The organism is Photobacterium sp. GB-50, assembly GCF_003026755.1.
Lineage (GTDB): Bacteria > Pseudomonadota > Gammaproteobacteria > Enterobacterales > Vibrionaceae > Photobacterium.
Genome location: NZ_PYNX01000010.1, coordinates 111,885 through 137,164, shown reverse-complemented (window position 1 = coordinate 137,164; position 25,280 = coordinate 111,885). Strand labels below are relative to the sequence as shown.

Genomic DNA, 25,280 nt, shown 5'->3' with positions numbered 1-25,280 from the left:
TCTTTTCTGGCGAAAGCCAAATATAGCAATACCCCGTGGTGGGGTTCCCGAGTGGCCAAAGGGAGCAGATTGTAAATCTGCCGGCACTGCCTTCGAAGGTTCGAATCCTTCCCCCACCACCATCTAATTTGAAAAGTTGTCGTCACTGACGTCTTTTCTGGCAAAAGCCAAATATAGCAATACCCCGTGGTGGGGTTCCCGAGTGGCCAAAGGGAGCAGATTGTAAATCTGCCGGCACTGCCTTCGAAGGTTCGAATCCTTCCCCCACCACCATCATTTAAACCAGTAGCTCAGGCTGCTGGTTTTTTTCTATCTATACCTTTACTCCCTCTTAAATATTTCCCATCTAAGTTCTAAATTTGTACGTAAAAAAATTGCTATAATTTCATTATATGATTACTTTTATTCATGACATTTAATAATGAACAACATGCATATTAAATATCATAAACATCAATAATAACAATTAAATGGATAGTATATGGCTTTGGGTTTCACGGAATTAGAACAAGAAAAGTGGAACACCATAAAAGTACTCATCGTAGATGATCAGCTCTCTTCTGCTCAACTCGTTAAAAGTGTCTTAGATAAAATTGCGATCAAATCAATTGATATCGCGACCTGTTACCAACACGCTATTCAGTTATGCCAAACCCAGCGTTATGATCTTATTTTGTTTGATTTCCATCTTAATCAAAATATTAATGGTGGTGAGTTACTGTCTTTACTCAGACAGCAAAACCTTATTCGTTCAAATTGTGGAATCATCTTTTTTTCTGGAGATCACTCACCTGAAGTCATTTCAACCACAATGGGAATAGAGCCTGATTGTTTTCTTACCAAACCCATTAACATCGGCACCTTAAAACAACGAGTGATCAGTGTCTATAAAGTTTGCTTACACAGAGAGCCAATATATCAAGCTTTAGACAAGCAAGATCATCAACAAGCAATACAGTTATGCCGTCATTTACTCCGAGAGCAAGGCCATAATCTGCATATAGAAACGCTTTTACTAGAGCTACTTATCGAAATAAAACAATGGCAGCAAGCAGAGCAATTATTACTTTTATTTAAGCAACGCTCTCAACACCATAAGTTATCATTGATTGAAGCAAAACTTGCGACAAAGAAAGGCTATCACCTCGAAGCGATTAACCGACTAAAACGGTTAATTAAGCATGTCCCTCTTTGTGTCTTTGCTTATGATGAACTAGCGTCCCTTTATCAACAAAATAACCAAGTCGATAAAGCTCAAGAAGTCGCCATGCAGGTACTCACCTTAACACCAACCATACCGCATCGAGCTTTAACTGTTGCTCAATTATCTGCAGATATGAATGATATTGATAACTTTCTGCAGGCAGGGAAAACATTAGCAACACATCTACCGATTATTGATAAGTTATGGCTAGTACACTTTGCTGAATATACCGCTATTTTCGAGCAAATTTACACAAACCAATTATCAAACCAGCATAACCATCGACTACACACTGCTATTAAAGATATCCATCACTTAGCTCAGCTAAGATTACAGGGTGAAAAAAAGCAACATTTAGACGCCTTCGCCAATATTGCACTGGCTCGTCTCTACCACATAGATAAAAAGATCCAAAAATCCAAAAGGCGTTTACTAAAAGGATTAAGTCCATTTTTCGGTGTGATGCTTCAAGCTCCGTCAATAGTCATGATCGAAGCACTTCCTATGCTAATCAGTTATGGTGAAAGCCGTTTAATTGGAGAGATATACCAAGTATTAATGACACGATCTGAACTCGATGAACACAGTCAGCACCGTTTAAATGAATTAAAAGAGAAACAGCTCATCATTGAAAATGTACGTTTACTTGTAAGCCATTTAGAAACAGCAAAAGCTAATTTGATACAAGATCCCAAACGAGCTGGTGCGCTATATCAAACGATTTTACATGATTACCCACAGTGTAGTGAGGCAATGCTAGGTTATTGTGAAAGTTTACTCAATCAAAAGGCTTACAATCACTCTGATATTCAAAAAAGCTTAAAACAACTAAAAACCATCGAGTTACCACAACCGTTAGCGGATTGGAGAAAATCCTTAATAGCGAAATTATCCTCTCCACAGGTCATATAATAACGACGGAAAATAAAAGCCTAACCTAAGTAGTTTCTAAACGAACACATACTACGTTAGGCTTTTTCGCATGACTCAATCGTCAATTAACGAATAAATCGGTTATAGATAAATAGCAGCACTAAAGCACCGACGGTGGAAATAATAATAGTACCAAGCAGACCCGACGCACCTATACCCAACAGTGAACCAAGGAAACCACCAGCAAAAGAACCAGCAATACCTAAGCCACATGTTGCAATCCAACCGCCACCATCATTTCCAGGCATCAACCATTTAGCGAGTGCACCTGCTATAAGGCCAACAATAATCCAAGTGATAATAGACATGATATTTTCCTTCGTCCGTGGCAGTAACAAGGTAATTACTGCACCATATTGATAAAAATACTTTTTAAAACAACATGTTTGAGTATTTCGTATTCATTCAGCATAGACCTGATAACTCACTCAGTACAAGTAAAGTACTCATTTTTTATCTCTTTTTATCATGACCTAAACTTCTAGCTAAAAATAGACTGTTATTAACAATCTAATATATTGATTTTTAATAACTATATTTCATCAACCCATTAATATTAAATTCTTCCTCAAAGCAATAAAACACTGATTTATTTATTTGACAGACTTACCACGAGGGGTATGTAAACAGATTGTTTAAATATGTTTCAGAAAAAACAACATTATCTTTAGCTATTCATCCCTTCTCGGTACCTAAAAAAATAAGTGATCTTCATCACAAACGTATATCCGTGAGAGACTTAATATAGTGACACTATTTGTATGATGTAAGAGCTAGCTATGAACAGATTTGAAGGAAAAGTTGTCATTATCACAGGTGCGGGTAATGGTATGGGTAAAGCTGCGGCACACCGTTTTGCCTCTGAAGGCGCAATTGTCGTTCTAGCAGATCTTTATCAGGACGCACTAGATAAAGTACACAGTGAGCTAATTTCAGAAAAAACACTGTGTGTTAAAACCGATGTTTCAAATGAAGCTGAAGTAAAAAACCTTATTGATCAGACCATTAAGAATTTCAATAAGATTGACATCTTAATCAATAATGCTGGCGTACATATTCCAGGCACAATATTAGACGGTAGCATTCAAGATTGGGAGAAGATCTCTAGCGTAAATATTAATGGTGCTATTTACTGCTCTAAATATGCATTACCTCACTTGATCAAAAGCAAAGGCTGCATTGTTAATAATGCCTCTGTTTCTGGTTTAGGTGCTGACTGGGGCGCAGCTTACTACTGCGTATCTAAAGGCGCTATTGTTAACTTAACTCGTGTACTTGCACTGGATTTTGGCCTACAAGGTGTGCGTGTTAACTCTGTATGCCCAAGCCTAGTGAAAACCAATATGACTAATGGCTGGCCGGAAGATATTCGTAATAAATTTAACGAACGTATTCCGCTTGGTCGTGCAGCAGAGCCTGAAGAAGTCGCAGCGGTAATGAGCTTCTTAGCAAGTGATGATGCCAGCTTTGTAAACGGTGTTAACCTACCTGTAGATGGTGGTGTTACCGCTTCTGACGGTCAACCTAAAATCGTTGCATAATCATAAATAACACCTACCGAAGGCGGCTCTTTATCTTTCTCGTCGCCTTCATTTCTTCCTCTTACCTTCGCTTTATATCGATTAACCTCATCGTTTATTTAAAAGAAATAGGCTCTACCAGCGTTAAATATCTATGTTAGTATCTTTGCTTATCCGTAATTAAAAAACTGACAGAAATCGGAATAAATGATGAAAGTTATCTCCTTCAATATCAATGGGCTACGCGCTCGCCTTCACCAACTTCAAGCCTTAATTGAAAAGCATCAGCCGGATGTGATCGGCTTACAAGAAATCAAAGTTCATGATGAAGCCTTCCCTTTAGCGGATGTTGAAGCGATGGGCTACAAAGTTTACTTCCATGGTCAAAAAGCCCATTACGGTGTTGCAATGCTATGTAAGCAAGAACCAATTAGCGTACAAAAAGGGTTCCCAACCGATGATGAAGATGCCCAACGTCGAATGATCATGGCCACCTTTAAGCAAGACAATGGCAAGAACATCACTGTCATGAACGGTTATTTCCCACAGGGCGATAATATTAAGCACGAAACAAAATTTCCTGCAAAAGAGAAATTCTACGCTGATCTGATGAATTACCTAAATACGGCCCACACTAACGATGAAGAATTGATCGTGATGGGCGATATTAATATCAGCCCTACGGATTTAGATATCGGTATTGGTCCTGCTAATGCTAAACGCTGGCTAAAAACAGGTAAGTGCTCATTCCAACCAATTGAGCGTGAGTGGTTACAAACCTTGCTAGACTGGGGTTTTGTCGATACTTTCCGTCAACTTCACCCAACCGTCGATGATAAATACTCATGGTTTGACTACCGCTCGAAAGGCTTTGTTGATAACCGAGGTCTACGCATTGATGTTATTCTTGCCACACCATCACTGGCTGAGCGCTGCATTGAGTCCGATATCGACTACGAATTACGTGGTATCGAAAAACCCTCAGATCACGCACCTATTTGGTCTGTCTTTAAATAATTAATAAAAGGTGAGTTTCTACTCACCTTTTTTATCTTCACTCTACTTCACCACAAGGGACTAATTATGAAGTTGTTTGTATTTGATCATTGCCCTTTCTGCGTAAAAGCAATGATGATTGCGGGCTTAAAAAAAGCCGATATTGAATTGGTTTACCTACAAAATCACGATATTGACGCACGTATCGAAAAAGTAGGCGCTAACATGGTGCCTATTTTACAAAAGCCAGATGGTAGCTATATGGCTGAGAGCCTAGATGTCGTCAAATTTATCGACAACAACGATGGCAGTCCTGTTTTAGCGCCGGAAGTACATCAAGATGAATTAGTACAATGGGCTGAAGCAGCACGAGATTGTGTACCCTACCTACTCTACCCACGCTGGCTAAAAATAGATCTACCAGAGTTTCAGGTTGAAGAAGCAAAAACGTGGTTCTACAACAAAAAAACGCCAATGTTATCCGTTAGCTTTGAAAGAGCCTTTGAAGATTCTTCGCACTACATTGAGCTGACCAATAAAGCGCTGCAAACATTGGAATGGGTAACACTGCCTTCTGAGCGAAGCAACCAGCTTAGCTATGATGATATTCATCTATTTCCAATGCTACGTAATTTAACTGTCGTGAAAGGGATCCAATACCCAACTCGCGTACGTCAATACATTGATGAAGTCGCAGCACTGACTTCAGTCCCACTTTATGATGATGTGGCGGTGTAAAAAAGCGCTGATAAAACAAAAAGCTCAGCATCTATCATTAGCATGCTGAGCTTTTTCTATTCAACTTTATTAATCTGTTATTTCAGTTAATGGCTGTAAATGGCGTAAATACCGCGCTTCAAGTTTTTTAAATACCCAGATTATGACAAACGTCAGCACCATGTAACAAAGCCCAGCAAACAAGAAAGATTCAAACGGCGCGTAGTAACGAGAGTTTACAATTCTCGCGGCCCCTGTTAAATCAACAATCGTCACAATACCGGCAACGGCTGAGCCATGAACCATGAAGATCACTTCATTACTGTATGCAGGTAACGCTCGTCGTAATGCACTAGGAAGAATAATACGACGAAACGCTTGAAATGGGCCCATACCATAAGCTTTCGCCGCCTCTATCTCACCTTGCGGCATACTATTAATAGAGCCTCGAATAATTTCAGCGGTGTATGCGGCAGTATTTAAAATGAAAGCAACTAACGCACAGAACCATGCTTCTTGCCACATTGTGCCCTGAACATTGATAACTTGGCTTAATCCGTAATAAATAAGATAAAGCTGAATCAATAGCGGCGTACCACGAAAGAAATAAATATATGCCCAAGCTGGAAACGCAATAAATTTATGACTGCTATTTCGCATCATTCCAATGGGGATCGCGCAAATTAAACCGATCACTAGCGAAACGGTAACCATCCACACTGTGGTGTAAAAACCTTCTAGATAGATTTCCCAACTTTCTGTAAAAATACTAAAGTCCATCAGCTCTACCTCGTCGGAATACTGTATTTACGCTCGGCCCAATTGAGTGCCAAGGTTGAAATAGAGGTAAAGATCAAAAACACAACCGCAATAGTAAAATAGAAGGTAAACGGTTTTTGAGTGGTTCCTGCAGCCAATGCTCCTTTACGCACCATGTCATCTAAACCAATGATAGAAACCAGTGCGGTGGTTTTTAATAACACTAACCAGTTATTACCAAAGCCAGGTAAAGCATGACGGATCATTTGAGGCAGTAAAATTCGACGAAAGGATAAAAATGCACTCATGCCATAGGCTTTACCCGCTTCAAGTTCACCTTTATCTACCGCTAAGATCGCGCCTCTAAAGGTTTCTGCCATATAAGCACCAAAAATAAAGCCTATTGTCAGAACACCAGCAACAAAGGGGCTGATCTCGATATAATCAGGAAGGTAACTTGTCCATTCGTGGTTAGGATCAGATTGAGTAAAAGAATTATTCAACCATTCATTAATATTATACAAGCTATCATTAAGTAGCATTTGACCACCGAAGAAAATCAGCATCATCAATACTAAATCAGGAATACCACGGATCACCGTGGTGTAAAGTGTGGCGATAGCACGCGCCCAACGGTAAGGTGAGAGTTTCGCTAAAGCGCCTAACATACCCAGTGTTGCTGCTAATAAAAGAGAAAGCAGTGCCACTTGTATTGTTATCATCGCCCCTTGAGCTAAAGACCATCCATATCCATATAAATCGAACAACGTCATACTCCTTCATTGTTCGAATAAGAGAGCACTTAGCTTAGCCCTTTGACGAACTCGCCAAACTAGAAGCTAGGTGCTCTTTATTCATTTATGACTTACTGACCGTAAACATCATATTTGAAATACTTATCAGCGATCTGCTTGTATTGACCGTTTTCACGTAGTGCAAGAATTGCTTCATCCAGTTTTTTGGTTAGATCTTTGTCTTGTTTGCGCACGGCAATACCAAAACCTTCACCGAACCATTTAGGATCTGTTAATGATGGGCCGATAAATTCAAAACCTTCACCACCGTCTTTATTTAGCAAACCTTCTTCTAATGCTGATGCATCACCCAATACGCTAGCAATACGGCCGGCTTTTAAATCTAGGTAAGCTTCGTCAAATGAGCCATAACGAACGATTTCAACAGACTCTCCGAAATTATCCGTTAAGTATTTGTCATGAGTCGTTGCACGTTGAACACCAATCTTCACACCTTTAAGCCCTTCTTTAGTGAAGTCGAGCTCGGTACCTTTTTTGGCAACAAACTTGTTCGGGATAAGAGCATACTTACCAGTAAAGTCGATTTTCTTTTTACGCTCTTCGGTAATAGACATTGCAGCGATGATTGCATCGTATTTACGAGCAAGCAGTGATGGAATAATACCATCCCAATCTTGGGCTACAATTTTACATTTGACCTTCATTTGCGTACAAAGCGCGTTTGCCATATCCACATCAAAACCTTTCAGCTCACCGTTTGGCTCAGTCCAGCTAAAAGGAGGGTAAGCGCCTTCAATACCAAAACGCACTTCTTTCCACTCTTTTGCTTGTACTGCTGATGCACCCATCGCTGAAATTAATGTTGCGGCTAAAATCCATTTTTTCATATCGCTTCTCCTGCTACGTTTAATTGTTCACACCAAGCCATGCTGTGAACCTTGTACTATTTGTACGGTTATCTAATCACAGAGGGTTAGCCTCTATGTCTTAATCGATAACCCTAAGTTTAGTAAATAGACGAAATAAATTGCTGCAATCTTTCAGATTCAGGCTGGGTAAATAGCTTATCGGGATGACCTTGCTCTTCAACAAGGCCTTGGTGTAAGAACATCACTTGATTGGATACATCGCGAGCAAAAGCCATTTCATGAGTGACTACCAGCATGGTACGGCCTTCTTGCGCTAAATCTTGCATTACACCTAATACCTCACCCACCAATTCAGGATCTAAGGCCGATGTCGGTTCATCAAACAACATCACTTCAGGATCAACAGCAAGGGCTCGCGCAATTGCTGCACGCTGCTGCTGACCACCAGATAAATGGGCTGGATAATAATTACGGCGTTCAAATAAGCCCACTTTTTTGAGTAAGGCTTCCGCTTTTTCAATCGCTTCTGCTTTAGGGACACCGAGCACATGTATCGGCGCTTCAATCACATTCTGTAGTACTGTCATATGAGACCACAGATTAAATCCTTGAAATACCATGGCTAAACGGGCACGAATGCGTTGAACTTGTTTATCATCAACAGGTAAATATTCACCGCGACGATTATTGTGCATTTTAATCAATTCACCATTAACCCAAATTTCGCCTTGAGTAGGGGTTTCAAGTAAATTGACACAACGTAAAAAAGTACTCTTTCCTGAGCCTGATGAGCCAATAATCGAAACGACATCTCCTCTTCTTGCCGTCAGCGAAATACCTTTTAATACTTCATTGTCACCAAAAGATTTATGCAGGTTCTTAATTTCTAGCGCCACGTCATCCTTCATGTGCGCATACTCCTGTCCCTTTAGAAATCATCTACTACTCGTTTGCCAATTCTATAGCAAAGCACGACATTTCATTAAAAATCATCTTTTTTGAAAGTATCATCTGAAATTCATGATTGCAACATTTCATTAACCTAACCAACATATATCAAACAGCACCATAACCTGCCATTATACCCACATAAACAGCATAAATACTCAGTTCTGTTTTTATATTCATTTTTCTTATAAGCAGGAGAACAGCCTTTTTTGGGTGATATAAATGAAGGACAAAAGACTAACTGGTAAGATTTGAGCAATATTTTATTTTATGTCTATTTTATTGACTCAACATTGACGAAAAAATAGCGGATATCTTTATAGTATTTTTTAACAAGGTCGAAAATGCCATAAAATTCGCATTCTAATATTACTCTGCTATGTTTGTTTGAAGAATAAAAATGACTCAAATTTGCATATCCTTGTAAGTCATCATATTAATTATCTCGCCTTTTTTTTGTGACCTTTAACAATAAAAACAAAATGGCGTTACATTAAAAGAGGCTATTCATATTTTTCAGTAACAATTAAATTATTTTTGAATATATTGGTTTTATTTAATGTCTCACATACGTTAAATAAAACCCAAAAAAACAACAAACACATGATAAATAACAACTATTCTTTTTTGGTATTTAAAGACCAGCCAAATGTAATAAAATTACATTAAAATTTTCTTTAGTTTTATCAAAAAAATTATATCGTTAATTTTCAATAATTTACAATCATGAGAGATATAACAAAATGTCTAATTTTGTTATAAATTTTCACAGCAATGATCTAGGTCAAATATATGATGCGTCACCTTTGGTATTATCTCCTCAGCGAATTAAATCTCACTTCAACTCAATTAAAGAGCACCTGAGAAAATGGAAAATAATTCTTTCGACTCGTTAATGCCACCAGCAATGGCAAAAAAAGCTGAAGAAGTCGGTGTTTACAAAGCAACTAAGCACCCACTACAATCTTTCTTCTTAGCGATTACCGCTGGTGTATTCATCTCTATTGCATTTGTGTTCTACACAACGGTAACTACAGGTGCAGGCGATATGCCATGGGGTATGGCAAAATTCGTTGGTGCATTAGCATTCAGCCTTGGCCTTATTTTAGTCGTTATTTGCGGCGGCGAGCTTTTCACTTCTTCTGTTCTCATCACTGTTGCTCGCGCAAGTAATCGAATTACTACTGGTCAATTATTACGAAATTGGGTTGTTGTTTATGTTGGTAACTTCATCGGCGCGTCATTCTTCGTAATTTGCATTTGGCTAGCAAAACAACACCTTGGCGATAATGGCCAATGGGGTATTACGGCGATGAAAATAGCTCAGCACAAACTGCACCATACCTTCGGTCAAGCCGTAATACTTGGTATGTTATGTAACTTAATGGTGTGTCTAGCCGTATGGATGACATACTCTTGCCGAAGCGCAACAGATAAAATCATGGTTATGCTATTACCTGTTGCTATGTTTGTTGCTTGTGGTTTTGAGCACAGTATTGCAAATATGTTTATGATCCCAATGGGCATCGTTATCCATAACTTTGCATCGCCAGAATTTTGGACAATGACGGGCATAGCCCCTTCACAGTTCGCAGATTTAACAGTTAACAATTTTATTATGAACAACTTAATTCCAGTCACTATAGGTAACATTATTGGTGGTGGTTTCTTAGTTGGTCTCACATACTGGGTTATTCATCGTCGTCCGGAACTTAACGGCAATAAAAAGCACTAAGTTCTAACGTCGGTAACAGGTATTTTTTTCTACTGAAATAGATAGATAGGTAGGTATACAATGGCAGAGCAATTTGCTGGATGGGAAGGCTTTACAGCTGGTGATTGGCAGAACGAAGTAAACGTTCGTGACTTTATCCAAAAGAACTACACTCCTTACGAGGGTGACGGCTCTTTCCTTGAAACAGAAGCAACTCCAGCTACAGCGAAACTTTGGGACGCTGTAATGGAAGGCATCAAACAGGAAAACGCGACTCACGCACCTGTTGATTTTGATACAGATGTTGCCTCTACTATCACTGCACATGATGCAGGTTACATTGAGAAAGAACTAGAAACTATTGTTGGTCTTCAAACTGACGCGCCTCTTAAGCGTGCTTTGATCCCTAACGGTGGTATCCGCATGATCGAAAATTCATGCAAAGTATACGGTCGTGAATTAGATCCTATGCTTAACAAGGTTTACTCTGAACTACGTAAAACACACAACCAAGGTGTTTTCGATGTTTACACGCCTTCAATCCTTAAGTGTCGTAAGTCTGGTGTTCTAACTGGTCTTCCTGATGCATACGGCCGTGGTCGTATCATTGGTGACTACCGCCGCGTAGCACTTTACGGTATTGATTACCTAATGAAGGAAAAACTAGCTCAATTCGCTTCTCTAGAAGAAGAGTTTTTGAATGGTGAAGACCTTCAGATGACGATGCAACGCCGTGAAGAAATTTGCGAACAGCACCGTGCACTTGGTCAAATCAAAGAGATGGCTGCTAAGTACGGTTGTGATATCTCACTTCCAGCTGTTACTGCACAAGAAGCTATCCAGTGGACTTACTTCGGCTACCTAGCTGCTGTTAAATCACAAAACGGTGCTGCAATGTCTCTAGGTCGTACTTCGACTTTCCTAGACATCTTCATCGAGCGTGATATCGCCGCTGGTAAGATCACTGAAGCACAAGCGCAAGAAATGATCGACCACTTCGTAATGAAACTACGTATGGTTCGTTTCCTACGTACGCCTGAGTACGATGAGCTATTCTCTGGCGACCCAATCTGGGCAACAGAATCAATGGGTGGTATGGGTCTTGACGGTCGTACACTAGTTACACGTACTAACTTCCGTTTCCTAAACAGCCTATACACTATGGGTCCTTCTCCAGAGCCAAACATCACTGTTCTTTGGTCTGAAAAACTACCTGTAGGCTTCAAGAAGTTCTGTGCGAAGGTATCTATCGATACATCTTCTATCCAGTACGAAAATGATGACCTAATGCGTCCAGACATGAACTCTGACGATTACGCAATCGCTTGTTGTGTATCTCCAATGGTTGTTGGTAAGCAAATGCAGTTCTTCGGTGCTCGTGCTAACCTTGCTAAGACTATGCTTTATGCAATCAACGGCGGTGTAGATGAGAAGCTTAAGATTCAAGTAGGTCCTAAGACTGAAAAAGTAACTGCTGAAGTTCTTGACTACACAGATACTATGGATCGCCTAGATCACTTCATGGATTGGTTAGCAACAACTTACGTTGCAGCACTTAACGCTATCCATTGGAGCCACGACAAGTACAGCTACGAAGCATCGCTAATGGCTCTACACGATCGTGACATCAAGCGTACAATGGCTTGTGGTATCGCTGGTCTTTCTGTTGCAGCTGACTCACTATCAGCTATCAAATACGCAAAAGTTAAACCAATCCGTGATGAAGACGGTATTGCAATCGACTTCGAAATCGAAGGCGACTACCCTAAATTCGGTAACAACGATGCTCGCGTAGATGACATCGCTTGTGACCTAGTTGAGCGCTTCATGAACAAGATCCGTACTCACAAAATGTACCGTGATGCGATCCCTACTCAGTCTATCCTAACTATCACATCTAACGTTGTGTACGGTAAGAAGACGGGTAACACACCAGACGGTCGTCGTGCAGGTGCTCCTTTCGCACCAGGTGCTAACCCAATGCACGGTCGTGATGAGAAAGGTGCTGTAGCATCTCTAACATCTGTAGGTAAACTACCATTTGCTCACGCTAAAGATGGTATTTCTTACACATTCTCTATCGTACCGAACGCGCTAGGTAAAGATCTTGATACTCAAGAAAACAACCTTGCAGGCCTAATGGATGGTTACTTCCACCATGAGTCTGGCATTGAAGGTGGTCAACACCTAAACGTTAACGTTCTTAACCGCGAAACGCTTGAAGACGCAGTTAAAAACCCAGAGAAATACCCACAGCTAACTATCCGTGTATCGGGTTATGCAGTGCGTTTTAACTCTCTAACGCCAGAGCAGCAAGCTGACGTTATCTCTCGTACTTTCACTGCATCTCTATAATATAGAGCGTACAGTTTAGTATGTAGGAAACTTGTTTCCTGATAAAAACCGGTCTTAATGGCCGGTTTTTTTATGTCTACATATCTTCCCCACAAGCCTCGCTATTGTTTATCGACTCAATGCAGATTTTTTAATAATTACAACATATCTATTACCAATAAAGTCATCTCTCCAAATTTTTATAAGTTAGCGATAAATTGACACAAAATAAGAGAATACCCCTAATTTCCATCCCGATATTTCGCTACAATACCCTAGTGGTTTGTAATAAAATAACACTCAAATAAACGCAGCATGCGGAGAAGTAATCAATGTCAGCAATAGGTCGTATTCACTCATTTGAATCTTGCGGAACCGTCGATGGACCTGGTATCCGTTTTATTGTTTTTCTGCAAGGTTGCTTAATGCGCTGTCAGTACTGTCATAACCGTGATACATGGGATACTCATGGTGGTCGTGAAGCTACGGTAGACGAACTTATGCATGAAGCGAAATCATACCGTCACTTTATGAATTCATCTGGCGGCGGTGTTACTGCTTCTGGTGGCGAAGCAATGCTTCAACCTGAATTTGTTCGTGACTTTTTCCGTGCTGCGCAAGCTGAAGGGATCCATACCTGCTTAGATACCAACGGTTATATTCGCAAACATACTGATGTGGTTGATGAAGTGTTAGACGCAACGGATCTTGTGATGCTAGATCTTAAGCAAATGGATGATGGTGTTCACCAAAATCTGGTTGGTGTTTCCAATAAACGCGTACTCGACTTTGCTCGTTACCTGCACCAACGCGGTCAAAAAACTTGGATCCGTTATGTTGTTGTTCCGGGTTACACCGATGACGAACATTCTGCACATCAACTTGGTGAGTTCATAAAAGATATGGACAATATCGAGAAGATCGAACTACTTCCTTACCATCAACTCGGTGAGCACAAGTGGGAAGCTATGGGCTTTGAATACCCGTTAGCCGGTGTGAAACCACCGAAAAAAGAAACCATGGAAGCGATTAAAGAAATCCTTTCTAGTTATGGCCATAAAGTGATGTACTAATCCACTCAACAAAAAATACAAAAAGCGAGCATTAGCTCGCTTTTTAATACGTGTTAAACGGTAACTATCTTAACGGGATAATGGCAAAATAATCGTCAAAAAGGTGATAAAAAATAACATAATGCCAATCGAAAGTGGTGCTGTATGTTTCAACGTAGTCACTGGCTCGTTCATTGATAGCTTCCTTTAATATTTTTAATGATTTTGATATATATCAAATTTTAAAGTGTAATGATGAATAAACACACAGCCAATATTGCAACCAGAGTTTACAGTATTCACCAAATTCATCTTCATACTTCTACTCTATATATCGATATACTGCTTCTGCTCTAGTGACTAAATAACCACTTTCTTATTCTTTTATTACCTATCTCTAAAACGCATTCAATAAATCTTATATACGGTACAAAACGCAACCAAAAACAGCAGCAATTTATAACAACAAAAATAAAATTAACCATGATAAAATGATGGTATAAAAGAAAAGCAAACGATTGCGTCACTATATACATCTTTATCTATAGTATTTAAAACCAACACCATCAATATCACGCAGATACGCATGATTTCCACTGTGAGGATATAGCCTATATGAAAAGCGACATCGATATTTGCCGTGACACCCTACTCTCTCCGATTGAAGGCATTGCCAAAAAAGCGGGTATTCAACCACAGGAACTGACACCGCAAGGTTCATTAAAAGCAAAAATAAAACCTGCCATTTTGAATCGCTTAGCGGATCAAGCAGAAGGGAAACTGGTGGTCGTTACTGCGATTACACCAACCCCACTAGGAGAAGGAAAAACCGTTACAACAATTGGTTTAGCACAAGGGTTAGCAAAAATTGATCGCTCAGTAATGGCTTGTATTCGACAGCCGTCAATGGGACCTGTCTTTGGCGTAAAAGGTGGCGCAGCGGGCGGCGGTTATAGCCAAGTAGCACCAATGGATAAGCTAAACCTTCATCTTACGGGTGATATTCATGCGGTTACGGCAGCGCATAACCTTGCAGCTGCTGCAATTGATGCTCGCTTATATCATGAATCACGTTTAGGTTATGATCTATTCAGTGAAAAAACAGGATTACCTGCGCTACGTATCGACATTAATAACATCACTTGGAAACGCGTGATGGATCATAATGATCGTGCTTTGAGAATGATCACCATAGGTCAAAATGAACCAGATAAAACCATTAATGGTTTAGAGCGCCATGACGGCTTTGATATCACAGCCGCCTCTGAACTCATGGCTATTTTAGCACTTGCCGATGATCTCCATGATATGCGTAAACGCATTGGCCGTATTGTCGTCGCTTATGATCTTGATGGTAACCCTGTTACTACAGAAGATCTGCAAGTAGCAGGAGCCATGACTGTCACTCTCTGCGATGCCATTGAGCCCACCCTAATGCAAACGTTAGAAGGCGTACCCACTCTTATCCACGCAGGTCCTTTTGCCAATATCGCGCACGGAAATTCATCTATTATTGCAGACAAAATCGCATTAAAACTCAGTGACTTCACCATTACTGAAGGTGGCTTTGGTTCTGATATGGGATTTGAAAAAGCCTGTAATATTAAAGCCCAGCAAGCAAAAAGAGGCCCTGACTGTGCCGTTGTTGTGGCAACATTGCGTGGCTTAAAAGCCAACTCTGGTCTTTATGATTTACGTCCAGGACACGCTTTACCTGACGGTATTTTTGCCAAAGACAATGATGCGCTGGTTGCAGGGTTTGAAAACCTAAAATGGCATATCAGTAATGCCGCCCGTTATGGTGTTCCCGTTGTTGTCGCAATTAACCGTTTCCCACAAGATACAGATGAGGAATTAGCGCAACTACAAGCAATGATCAAAGCAGAGAGCTTTGACACTTTTGTAGACGTTGCTATCAGTGAAGCCTTTGGTAAAGGCGGTGAAGGGGCGATTAAACTCGCAGAGTGTGTGGTAAAAGCCTGCCAACATAAAGCAAACTTCACTCCTTTATATCAACTAAACCAGCCATTAGAAGAAAAAATAATGGCTGTGGCTGAAGTAGGATATGGGGCTAGTCATGTAGCGTTATCAGAGGTAGCTCAGCAACAATTAGTCAAATTTAAAGCTCTAGGGTTTGATGAGCTGGCTATTTGTATGGCAAAGACACCGCTATCTATTTCAACCGACCCTAGTATTAAAGGGGCACCAAAAGGCTTTACCGTCCCAGTACGTGAATTAAAATTGTGTGCAGGAGCTGGATTTATTTATGCTTTATGCGGCAATGTAATGACAATGCCAGGGTTACCTGAAAAGCCCGCATTTATGAATCTTGATATCGATGAGAATGGCAATATTATCGGCTTAAGCTAACAACGGCTAAAGGTTAACAATAAAAGGTTGTTGTTGCTTAACGCATGCAATAACAACCTGTTAAACGACGCTATCTTATACTTGCCCGAATACAGAGATAGCTATATTACTTTAACGATATCACTCGACAATAACCAAAAAAAAAGACCTTAAAATAAATATGGCTTTTCATTTTTAATAATATACTGTAACAAAAAAAGATGCCCATATGGTGTCAGATCAATTTATTTTATACCTAACCTGCTACTCTCAATGGCAGAAAATAAAATATTAATGAGGCTAACTCAAATGGAAATGACCCACGCTCAACGCTTAATTTTATCTAATCAGTACTACTTGATGTCAAAACTGACACCTGAAAACGCAGCACATTACCGTCGCCTTCAAACCATTGTTGAACGTGGCTATTCATTACAAATGCGTGAACTAGATAAAGACTTTGGTGATTTACCTGAAGATGATTGCCGTCAAGTTATCGATTTTATGGAGATGTACCACGCTCTCCAAGAATCGTTTAATCTTGAAGATTGTCGTTGCGATGGTGCCAAAGATATTGATCAACGCCGATTACAATTCCTTGGTTTTGATGCTGCCACTGAAGCACAGCTTGTGCATTACGTCCGCTTCCTCGTTGATGATGAAGGTTTATATCCTCAATTTGAGAAAACAGAACATCGCTTCAATAGCCAAGTCCCAATGCTAGAAAAATACCAACGTATGCTAAAAGTATGGCGCAACTGTCCACGCCAATACCATTTATCTTGCAACGAAATTCAGCAAATAATCACAGCGTAAATTTTCATTCAGCCCTAAAAAACCGAGTCTATGCTCGGTTTTTTTATGGCATGATATATTTACCTTTGTCCCGATTAATAGCTATAAAACGCTCATAACATACCATATACACCTCTTTTTTGTGAACTATACCGTAAATTGCTATTGATATAAGGCATGAATTGTTACTAAATGGTATAGCTACATTCCTAATTATCTAAAAGTATAAAAATTTAGTCGAGATACGCTAGGGATTACGGATTAACATGGTACGCTTCTTTTCCTTCCTCTTTTTTTTCGCCACGCCAGTACTTGCCCAACCGACTCAGAATTTAATCGTTCTAACGACATTTTCAGAATCTGTACTAAACCCGATCGTTAAACAATTTAAACAGCAGTATCCAGAAAGCGAAGTTAGAGTCATTGTACGACGTGAAGAATCAGGGCTTCGGTTATTGCAACAGAACAACCATGATATTGATATTATCATTTCATCATCACCAACCTTCTTCCAGCCTCTAATCAATAGCCAAAAGTTATTACCGCTTCATGAAACTACAATTAGAAAAACGCCTCAGCAACTTTCACGTAATGTTTTTTCCTTCGGCCACACAGGATTCGGATTACTGTGGAACAATAACTATTTAAATAAGAATAAGTTACCAATTCCTAGCCGATTAAAGGATTTGATAAAACCTTATTACTATCGTCATATTAGTATTAGCAGTCCTTATCGTTCAGATACCACCCATTTAATGATTGAAAATATATTGCAGCAATATGGCTGGGTTGAAGGTTGGCGATTGCTCTATCAAATTGGAGGAAACCTAGCGTCAGTGGAAACCAGTGCGTTTTCACTCAGTGAGGCTATCTCTCGCGGTTTAATTGGAATAGGGCCGGTTGTTGATAGATATGCACACACTTATAAAAAACAATTTTCATTTGTTGATTTTAGCTATCAACCACAAAGCGCTTTATTACCCCATTATGTAGCCATGGTAAAAAACAGCCACCATTCACAATTTTCGAGAGATTTTGTGAGTTTATTACTTTCACAAGAATGCCAAACCAAATTAACAATTGACGGGCAACTCGCCAATAATGGTGATATTGGCCGAGATGAGTTTATTAAAAAGACGTTTAATGTTGCATCGCTAGATTACGATGTCATTCAGCAACGTTCAGGCTTAGTAAAGCACCTTTTTGAACAAACGATTAGTAGTCAACTTCCTCAACTTAACCAAGTATGGCAATTGCTGCATTCGATTGAAGCTTCATCAAATAAACTAACAAAACAACAACATGCTGATTTTCTTCATGCGAAACACTTAGCTTCTACCTCACCGATTGGCGTAGATGATTTAAAAAATAAGATATATCATGAGTTACCGCTATTTAGAGATAACCCGCAAGTTGATTATTTTAGACAGCAATGGCGGGGAAAAATGGCAGCACAACTTGAGCAAGCCATCGCATTAAGCCAAAAGATTATTAACGGGAATCCGGCATTGCAATGATCCGCTATATCAACAAGAAAACCATTGGTAGTCGCCTTATTATGGCGATTATTTTGATGGCATTTCTCACCATTACAGTCAGCCTTATTGCTGTCATCAACTGGGAAAAACTCAGCACACAAATTGAAACGATTACAGATAACAATATGCCAACCTTACAGGCAAGTTATCAGTTAGAACGCAACACCGCTGAGCTACAGGCAACATTGAATAACTTGGGCCAAAATACCAACCCGCTCAAGCATGAAACCATTAAAAACAAAATCACACATATTCTCGATAATATAAGCTTAGCCATTAATAATATTGCTAACCTACACTATTACCCCGCAATAAAATCAGGTCAACAAACGCTTGTTAAACAAATAGATAATTACACAACACTGTTACAACAGAGAAATAGTGGCTTGTTTACCTTAAAGCAGACAGAAAACAGCTTAAAATGGATCCATCACGATCTTATTGATGAACTGACACCACTACGCCAAGAAGTTGAGTGGAAACTCAATAACATGAACCGTCACGGAATTAAAAAAGACGCCGTTCAACTTGATGTTGTTAACAACGTTATGAATGAATTCTCATTAATTCAATCGATCACCATTAAAGAAAATGAGCTTCATCAATTAGTCGAAGAGATCGTTCAACAACGCAAAAATAGAGACATTGAAAACGCCTTTAATTTTATTGGCCATAAAATTACCGAGCTTAATGCTATTAGTAAGAATATTAGTAATTATCCTTCAGCCGTTCCATTTCGCCAATTATTAGAGAGATTTACCACAATCTTAAAACCAGGTGGTCAACTCGAACAACAACTAAAGCGGGATGTCGTTTTAGGGTTGCAAATAGACCGAGCTAAGCTGGATATTAAACAGCGCCTCTATCAGCAAGAAGAAATGATCCAAACATTGGTTGAACATGCAGATAACTCTCTTAAAAAACTAAATGATGAAACACATAGCGCTATTTTTCTGAGTAACACCATGTTATTTGGCGTTGTCTTTATTACTATCATACTCACTATTTTTCTCTCGGTTTACCTTGTCGGTAACGGTATTGTGAATCGCTTAAATTTATTAAGTAAAGATTTATACGCGGTTGCAAAAGGCGATCTTAATGTAAAAATTGCAACAACAGGCGAAGATGAGATAGGCATGCTTGGCGAAAACCTGCGTGACTTCTGTCAGCAAATGCAAGATATTCAAACCACCAACGCCCTTAACCTAATCAATAATACTCAAGCGAGCATCATCACTTGTAACATGCTAGGTGTAGTTGAATCTGTCAATTTACAGGCGCTAAAGCAATTTAACTTTGATCGTATAAGCCAACACCAAACATTATGGGATTTATTTGATAGCTCAGTATCTCATAAACTGATCCAACTCTTTGATCAAAAAAGCCCATTAAGACAACTAGGTGCCTATAAACTCACGGTTACCTTTAGTACAGATCAAAATAGTATCTTCTATCTCAGACTCGATTTTCGCGTATTCAAACAAGGTAATCAGGATAAAGTCATAATCACTATGACTGATATTACAGAACAAGAAAAAACCACCCGTTGGCTTGAAAGTAAGGTCACGGAAAAAACGCAATCATTGATATTAAGAAACCAACAACTAAAAGCAGAAATAGAAGATCGCAAACGTATCGAAGGGGATTTAATCGCCACTCAAGATGAATTAATCCAGGCGGCTAAAATGGTCACGGTTGGTCAAACCATGACATCACTCGCTCATGAGTTGAACCAGCCTCTTTCTGCTATTTCGACACGTCTATTTAGTGCGAAACTTGCAATTGATAACAAAAAATATGAAAAATTACCGGATAATATCGAAAAGATAGATGATTTAGTGATGCGTATGAGTAAACTGATCACTAGTTTACGTAATTTTGCAAAAAAACAGTCAGCAACGAATCCGTTAACGCGAGTTGATATTCAAGACTCGATCAAGCAAGCTATCGTCATCGTTGAAAGTCGCGCAAAAGTACAAAAGACAACCATAACAAACACCATTACCACACCGCTTTTTGTACAAGCCGATCAGGTACAACTTGAACAAGTACTGGTAAACCTACTGGTTAATAGCTGTGATGCTGTTGCTAGCTGTGAAGAGCGCCAAATAACAATTCTTCAGCTAGAAAGCACAAAAAAAACTATCAGGATTGCAGTTTTAGATAGCGGTAATGGCTTTAGTCATGACATTATTGAGAAACTATTCATACCTTTTACGACAACAAAAGATGTTGGTCTTGGTCTAGGATTAAGCATCTGTGGTTCAATTATGACAAGGTTAAAAGGTAACATCTTCCTCGCTTCTGGTCTCACAGGTGGAGCGATGATTGTTTTGGAGTTAAAAAAAGATGATGAGTGATGAAATAAATGTACTGATTGTCGATGACGATCAAGATGTATTAGATGCCTACCAAGAGTTATTAGAGTTGTCAGGCTACAATGTAGCAACTGTTCAAGACTCAACCAAAGTAATTAATATGTTAAGTCATAATTGGTCTGGAGTGATTGTAACAGATATGTACATGCCCGGTTTAGATGGCATGGAACTATTAGAAAAAGTTCAAGATTTTGATAACGAAATTCCTGTCATTATCGTAACGGGTCATGGTGATATTCCAATGGCTGTTGACGCACTTAAAAAAGGGGCGATTGATTTTTTACAAAAGCCATTACAGCCTAACGAACTGATAAAACTATTAGAAAAGCATCTACCTCAGCGTAAAAAGATCATTGAACAGCGTAAAACATTGCATAATACCGCCACCGAGTTACTTCTCGGTGAGAGTCCATTGATTGTAAAAATACGCGAACAATTAAAACTGGTTGTTAATTCAACCAAGGATGCCTTAATTGAAGGTGAAAACGGCACGGGGCGTCATACCGTTGCTAAAATTCTGCATAAGAATAGTCCACTTCATCAAGGCCCGTTTATCGAGGTTGATGGCTCAAGTATTACTTGTACCCCCGATCTTCAACGTAGCATGATTTCAGCTCGCAGCGGGTGTTTGTGTTTAAGTAATCCACACATTATGCCAATCGAAAGCCAGCAATGGTTATGTCGTTTCTTATTAGAACAAGAGCGACAAGGTAAAAAAGAAGTGCGTTTACTTGCTCTATTCACAGGCTCACCTGAACCATCGGTGGAAAGTGAGCAGTTTTTACCTGAACTATTTTATTTTTTAAGCCAAGTACGTTTTAGTCTGCCGACACTGCGTCAACGTAGTAGCGATATTACCTTTATTTTTAAACACTACTTAAAACAGAGTTGTAAAAAACTTAATAAAGCATTACCTGCTATTGATAAAGCCTACATCAACACACTCTGTCGCTATGAGTGGCCAGGGAATGTCTTAGAGCTTAAAAACGTTGCAGAGTTATATGCCATTGGCATTGTGAAATTAGCCGGACAAGAGCGTTCTAAACCCCTTGAGCAAATGAGTAGCCCACTGGATGATTTAGTTGATGGCTATGAAAAACAAGTCATTGAAGATGCGCTATACCTGTTTGCAGGACGTATTAATGAAGTATCATCATATTTGCAAATCCCACGTAAAAAGCTTTATCTAAGAATGAAAAAGCATGGACTTGATAAAGCCGAATATAAAGTAAGACCAAGCCATTAAGCAGGTCTGCTCATCAATACTCCTTGAATAGAAGCCTTCTCTCGCGAAGGCTTTTTACTATCAGAACAAAAATACGTTAGCGACAACCCACAATAAGCATTACACTTAGCGGCTGTTTTTCCGCTTTGGTTTACTCTTATGTCCTATCAATGTCCTCTATGCCATGAGTCGCTTCTTCTTGACGCTCATAGCGAACAACCTAAAACCTACCGTTGTTGTAATAATCACCAATTTGATTTGGCAAAAGAAGGCTATGTGAATCTCATGCCTGCTCACCATAAAAGCTCGAAAAATCCTGGTGACAATAAAGAGATGATGCAAGCTCGTCGCCTATTTCTCAATACAGAACATTATCAACCACTGCGTGATGCCGTCATTGCACAACTTGCATCACTTCTCCCTGATGGTGCGACTGAACTACTTGATATTGGTTGTGGTGAAGGCTACTACACCTCTGAATTTGTAAAACTACGCCAACAATTTCCTGCACTTTCCGTCCATGGTTTAGACATTTCAAAAGTTGCAGTGAAATACGCCGCTAAGCGTTACCCTGAATGTGATTTCTGTGTTGCATCAAGTCACCGTTTACCCTTTGCCGATCAATTATTTGATGGTGTAGTCCGTATTTATGCGCCATGTAAAGGTGAAGAGTTAGAACGCGCCATCAAACCCGGTGGAATTTTAGTGGCTGTGACCCCTGCACCACGCCACTTATATCAATTAAAAGAATTAATTTATGATGGTGTACGCCTTCATGATGTCCCCGTTGAAACGATTCCTGGCTTTGAGCTGGTTGCCGATGAGCAACTACACTACGACATGACATTAAGCGGTGAGGAAGCCACGGCATTGATGCAAATGACGCCGTTTGCTTGGAAAACATCAGAGCAAGTATGGCAGCAATTAGCTAACGCCAATAATTTCCATTGTGAGGCAGATTTCGCAATCCGCGTATATCGCCGCCAGTAACACTGTATTAATGCGAGTTATTACCATACGCAATTGATAATAACTCGTATTAACTATATTATTTATTATTGTTGTGAATTTTGCTTATTTTTAATCAATAAGCTCACTTTCAGGGATATCAATAATGAATAAATGGCTCGCTTTGAGTTTTAGCTTTGCCACACTTTTAACAGGTTGTGCATCTAACACCTCCGATATAACATCTTCGTCTTCAGCAAACCTAACCACGCTATACGACTACAGCATTACATCACCAAATGGAAAGACCTTAACAGTCGATCAATTAGCAACAGAGCTAAAGAATGCTGATATTATCTTAGTTGGTGAGTGGCATAGCCATCCTGCAGCTCACCTATTACAAAGCCAATTATTCGCTGCGTTATACCAACAAAATCCACAATTAACCTTATCAATGGAGCAATTCACCCGAGATAAACAAGCTGTTGTTGATCAATATCTTGCAGGTAAGATTGGTGAACGAACATTGGTATCGGAAGGTAATGCGTGGCCAAACTACGACAGTGATTACCGTCCGCTGGTTGAATTTGCCAAGCAGAATAACTTAGACGTGATTGCCGCTAATGCGCCAAAAAGTATTGTACGCTGTATTAGTAAAAATGGGCCTGAGTACTTAAATAAACTGCCACCATCAGAGCGCTCATGGATTGCACACTCATTGACTCTTAATAAAGATGCATATCAAACCAAATTTTTAAATTCAATGCATCACGGCAATGAAGAGCAAAACCTACGTATGTTTGCCGCACAAACCGCGTGGGACGATACTATGGCAGAAAGTATGGTCACGTATTTGAACACGCATCCAAATAAACAAATCATTCATGTCGCAGGTCGTTTTCATACCATGGAAGGACTGGGTACGGCTTCTCGCATTAAAGCGCGTAATCCCAATTTAAAAGTCGCACTTGTCACCCCAATAACAGCTTCAGAACTACTCTCTGATAATGCTCTAGATTATAAGGTTACTATGGCATCGCTTCCTGTTCGTTACGTACAAAAAGAAAAACAGAACAAAGCAATGATGGATATGATGAAAAGAAACAAGGATTTGAAGTGTTATAAATAACTTAAAGCAGTAAATTACCATAGCCCAGATAGAGCAGAACCCCATCGGCGGCCAAGCAGTTGGGGTTCTTAAGGGAGATAACAGCTATATCTCTTAGTAGCCATATTATAATGCCATAGCAACCTTTCTAATACCTGAACAGCATATCCATTCCGCCCATTTAATAGGTAAATGGCAACATAACTTTCATTAACATCCATAGCGAAAAACAGTGTAGATACTAATAATCCTCTATGTATTTTTTATGACAGCTATGTAGATATTTAGTTGCACTTTTTCGTTATTTTTTTTGAGAAAACTTTTTAAGACCACATTTCACTTTCTTTCCCCGAACGAAAAACACATGAAATCTTATCTCTGCCATCGCTACCCATCCCAAATTAAAGTAAAATAGAAAAAATACAGCTCTCCCAATTTTGAGCCAAAGAAAACTAGGAAAACCATGAAAAAAACATTTGCTTTAACCCACCCTAAAAAAGCTGTTCCTCGCGTTGTTGAAGCAGTGAAGTTTGAAGTTAAGAAATACCTACGTCGTGAGCGCAACAAAGCACTTCCTGCTGGCGCTGACTTTTGGGATTTTGATTGTAAGTTTGGTCATACCGAGCAAGAAGCCAAAGTTATTCATGTAAAAGAAATCAACAAGTACATCGATGAAGCTGAAAAGTTAGAACTACCATCATTATACTTAGAAATCTTGGCAAAGCCTGCAACACGCGCACAACGTCCAGATTTTGATTTCGACGAAGAATAATCACATCACGTTTTAGGTTATATTCTTTACGATAAAAGAGTCACTACGGTGGCTCTTTTTTATAAAAATAACAAACATTAAATAGCATAAAATTTAAATAACCTTTTATTTAAAATATATTTAAAAAACGATAGAAACCAATATCACAACAATAAAAAGCATTTAAATTCAAAAGGTTAAATAAGATAAAACTCAAACAGCACATATTTAAACGTTGTATTTCATCCCCATAGATTAAGATAAATAAATATATCGGTCTTTGTTAACAGTCGCTGTAAATACAAAAGTAATACGCATAGAAAAGCGGCCTCGGTATATAAGATGAGAGCTCACGCTAAATAGTGGCAAAATATTTAGAAAACGAAC

The 25,280-nt window shown here is 39.3% G+C and carries 20 protein-coding genes and 2 tRNA genes; 17 read left to right on the top strand and 5 right to left on the bottom strand.

Annotated features, from left to right (window positions below):
• The first annotated feature begins 37 nt into the window (after positions 1–37).
• From C9J41_RS14095 to C9J41_RS14085, 3 genes are all read left to right on the top strand, one after another.
• Positions 38–122 (top strand) — tRNA-Tyr (locus C9J41_RS14095).
• Between the two features lie 66 nt (positions 123–188).
• Positions 189–273 (top strand) — tRNA-Tyr (locus C9J41_RS14090).
• Between the two features lie 208 nt (positions 274–481).
• The gene (locus tag C9J41_RS14085; RefSeq protein ID WP_107294710.1) at positions 482–2,116 is read left to right on the top strand and encodes a response regulator; all 1,635 of its coding nucleotides are present in this window, start codon (positions 482–484) and stop codon (positions 2,114–2,116) included.
• 86 nt (positions 2,117–2,202) lie between these two features.
• On the opposite strand, the gene C9J41_RS14080 is transcribed toward C9J41_RS14085, so the two are convergent.
• Positions 2,203–2,445: a GlsB/YeaQ/YmgE family stress response membrane protein gene (locus C9J41_RS14080; RefSeq protein WP_107206019.1), complete on the bottom strand. Its 243-nt coding sequence runs from the start codon at positions 2,443–2,445 to the stop codon at positions 2,203–2,205.
• 471 nt (positions 2,446–2,916) lie between these two features.
• On the opposite strand from C9J41_RS14080, the gene C9J41_RS14075 reads away from it, so the two are divergent.
• The 3 genes from C9J41_RS14075 to grxB all read left to right on the top strand — a co-directional run bounded on the left by C9J41_RS14075 (position 2,917) and on the right by grxB (position 5,391).
• A complete protein-coding gene (locus C9J41_RS14075; protein WP_107206018.1) occupies positions 2,917–3,678 on the top strand; it encodes an SDR family NAD(P)-dependent oxidoreductase in 762 nt (253 codons plus the stop codon).
• 189 nt (positions 3,679–3,867) lie between these two features.
• Positions 3,868–4,674, top strand: coding sequence for an exodeoxyribonuclease III (gene xthA, locus C9J41_RS14070; protein ID WP_107206017.1), 807 nt, complete (start codon positions 3,868–3,870; stop codon positions 4,672–4,674).
• 66 nt (positions 4,675–4,740) lie between these two features.
• Positions 4,741–5,391 (top strand): glutaredoxin 2, encoded by a 651-nt coding sequence (gene grxB, locus C9J41_RS14065; RefSeq protein WP_107206016.1) that lies wholly within the window; start codon positions 4,741–4,743, stop codon positions 5,389–5,391.
• 69 nt (positions 5,392–5,460) lie between these two features.
• Here grxB and C9J41_RS14060 read toward each other — a convergent pair whose 3' ends face one another.
• The 4 genes from C9J41_RS14060 to C9J41_RS14045 all read right to left on the bottom strand — a co-directional run bounded on the left by C9J41_RS14060 (position 5,461) and on the right by C9J41_RS14045 (position 8,661).
• Positions 5,461–6,150 carry an ABC transporter permease gene (locus C9J41_RS14060; RefSeq protein WP_107294709.1) on the bottom strand — a complete coding sequence of 230 codons (690 nt, stop codon included), beginning with the start codon at positions 6,148–6,150 and terminating at the stop codon, positions 5,461–5,463.
• Between the two features lie 5 nt (positions 6,151–6,155).
• On the bottom strand, positions 6,156–6,896 hold the full coding sequence (locus C9J41_RS14055) for an ABC transporter permease (protein ID WP_105061294.1): 741 nt from the start codon (positions 6,894–6,896) through the stop codon (positions 6,156–6,158).
• Between the two features lie 98 nt (positions 6,897–6,994).
• Positions 6,995–7,771: an ABC transporter substrate-binding protein gene (locus C9J41_RS14050; protein ID WP_107294708.1), complete on the bottom strand. Its 777-nt coding sequence runs from the start codon at positions 7,769–7,771 to the stop codon at positions 6,995–6,997.
• 119 nt (positions 7,772–7,890) lie between these two features.
• A complete protein-coding gene (locus C9J41_RS14045; RefSeq protein ID WP_107247384.1) occupies positions 7,891–8,661 on the bottom strand; it encodes an ABC transporter ATP-binding protein in 771 nt (256 codons plus the stop codon).
• A 908-nt stretch (positions 8,662–9,569) separates the two neighbouring features.
• Here C9J41_RS14045 and focA point away from each other — a divergent pair.
• From focA to C9J41_RS13990, 11 genes are all read left to right on the top strand, one after another.
• Positions 9,570–10,436: a formate transporter FocA gene (focA, locus tag C9J41_RS14040; RefSeq protein WP_107294707.1), complete on the top strand. Its 867-nt coding sequence runs from the start codon at positions 9,570–9,572 to the stop codon at positions 10,434–10,436.
• A 60-nt stretch (positions 10,437–10,496) separates the two neighbouring features.
• Complete coding sequence (gene pflB / locus C9J41_RS14035) at positions 10,497–12,770, top strand: formate C-acetyltransferase (RefSeq protein WP_105059643.1); 2,274 nt, start codon at positions 10,497–10,499, stop codon at positions 12,768–12,770.
• Positions 12,771–13,081: 311 nt separating this feature from the next.
• The gene (pflA, locus tag C9J41_RS14030) at positions 13,082–13,822 is read left to right on the top strand and encodes a pyruvate formate lyase 1-activating protein (protein ID WP_107206011.1); all 741 of its coding nucleotides are present in this window, start codon (positions 13,082–13,084) and stop codon (positions 13,820–13,822) included.
• 594 nt (positions 13,823–14,416) lie between these two features.
• A complete protein-coding gene (locus C9J41_RS14025; protein WP_107206010.1) occupies positions 14,417–16,171 on the top strand; it encodes a formate--tetrahydrofolate ligase in 1,755 nt (584 codons plus the stop codon).
• Between the two features lie 288 nt (positions 16,172–16,459).
• The gene (locus tag C9J41_RS14020; RefSeq protein WP_107206009.1) at positions 16,460–16,966 is read left to right on the top strand and encodes a YfbU family protein; all 507 of its coding nucleotides are present in this window, start codon (positions 16,460–16,462) and stop codon (positions 16,964–16,966) included.
• Between the two features lie 245 nt (positions 16,967–17,211).
• Positions 17,212–18,462, top strand: a complete 1,251-nt coding sequence (locus C9J41_RS14015; protein ID WP_107206008.1) for an ABC transporter substrate-binding protein — start codon at positions 17,212–17,214, stop codon at positions 18,460–18,462.
• Positions 18,459–20,843, top strand: a complete 2,385-nt coding sequence (locus C9J41_RS14010) for an ATP-binding protein (RefSeq protein ID WP_107206007.1) — start codon at positions 18,459–18,461, stop codon at positions 20,841–20,843. Before C9J41_RS14015 ends, C9J41_RS14010 begins: the two co-directional genes overlap by 4 nt.
• A complete protein-coding gene (locus C9J41_RS14005; RefSeq protein ID WP_107206006.1) occupies positions 20,833–22,107 on the top strand; it encodes a sigma-54 dependent transcriptional regulator in 1,275 nt (424 codons plus the stop codon). The genes C9J41_RS14010 and C9J41_RS14005 overlap by 11 nt, the downstream gene beginning before the upstream one ends.
• Before the next feature lie 138 nt (positions 22,108–22,245).
• A complete protein-coding gene (gene rlmA / locus C9J41_RS14000; RefSeq protein ID WP_107294706.1) occupies positions 22,246–23,076 on the top strand; it encodes a 23S rRNA (guanine(745)-N(1))-methyltransferase in 831 nt (276 codons plus the stop codon).
• Between the two features lie 124 nt (positions 23,077–23,200).
• On the top strand, positions 23,201–24,163 hold the full coding sequence (locus C9J41_RS13995) for a ChaN family lipoprotein (RefSeq protein WP_107287711.1): 963 nt from the start codon (positions 23,201–23,203) through the stop codon (positions 24,161–24,163).
• A gap of 442 nt (positions 24,164–24,605) precedes the next feature.
• Complete coding sequence (locus C9J41_RS13990; RefSeq protein ID WP_105059635.1) at positions 24,606–24,914, top strand: DUF6172 family protein; 309 nt, start codon at positions 24,606–24,608, stop codon at positions 24,912–24,914.
• The last annotated feature ends 366 nt before the right edge of the window (positions 24,915–25,280 follow it).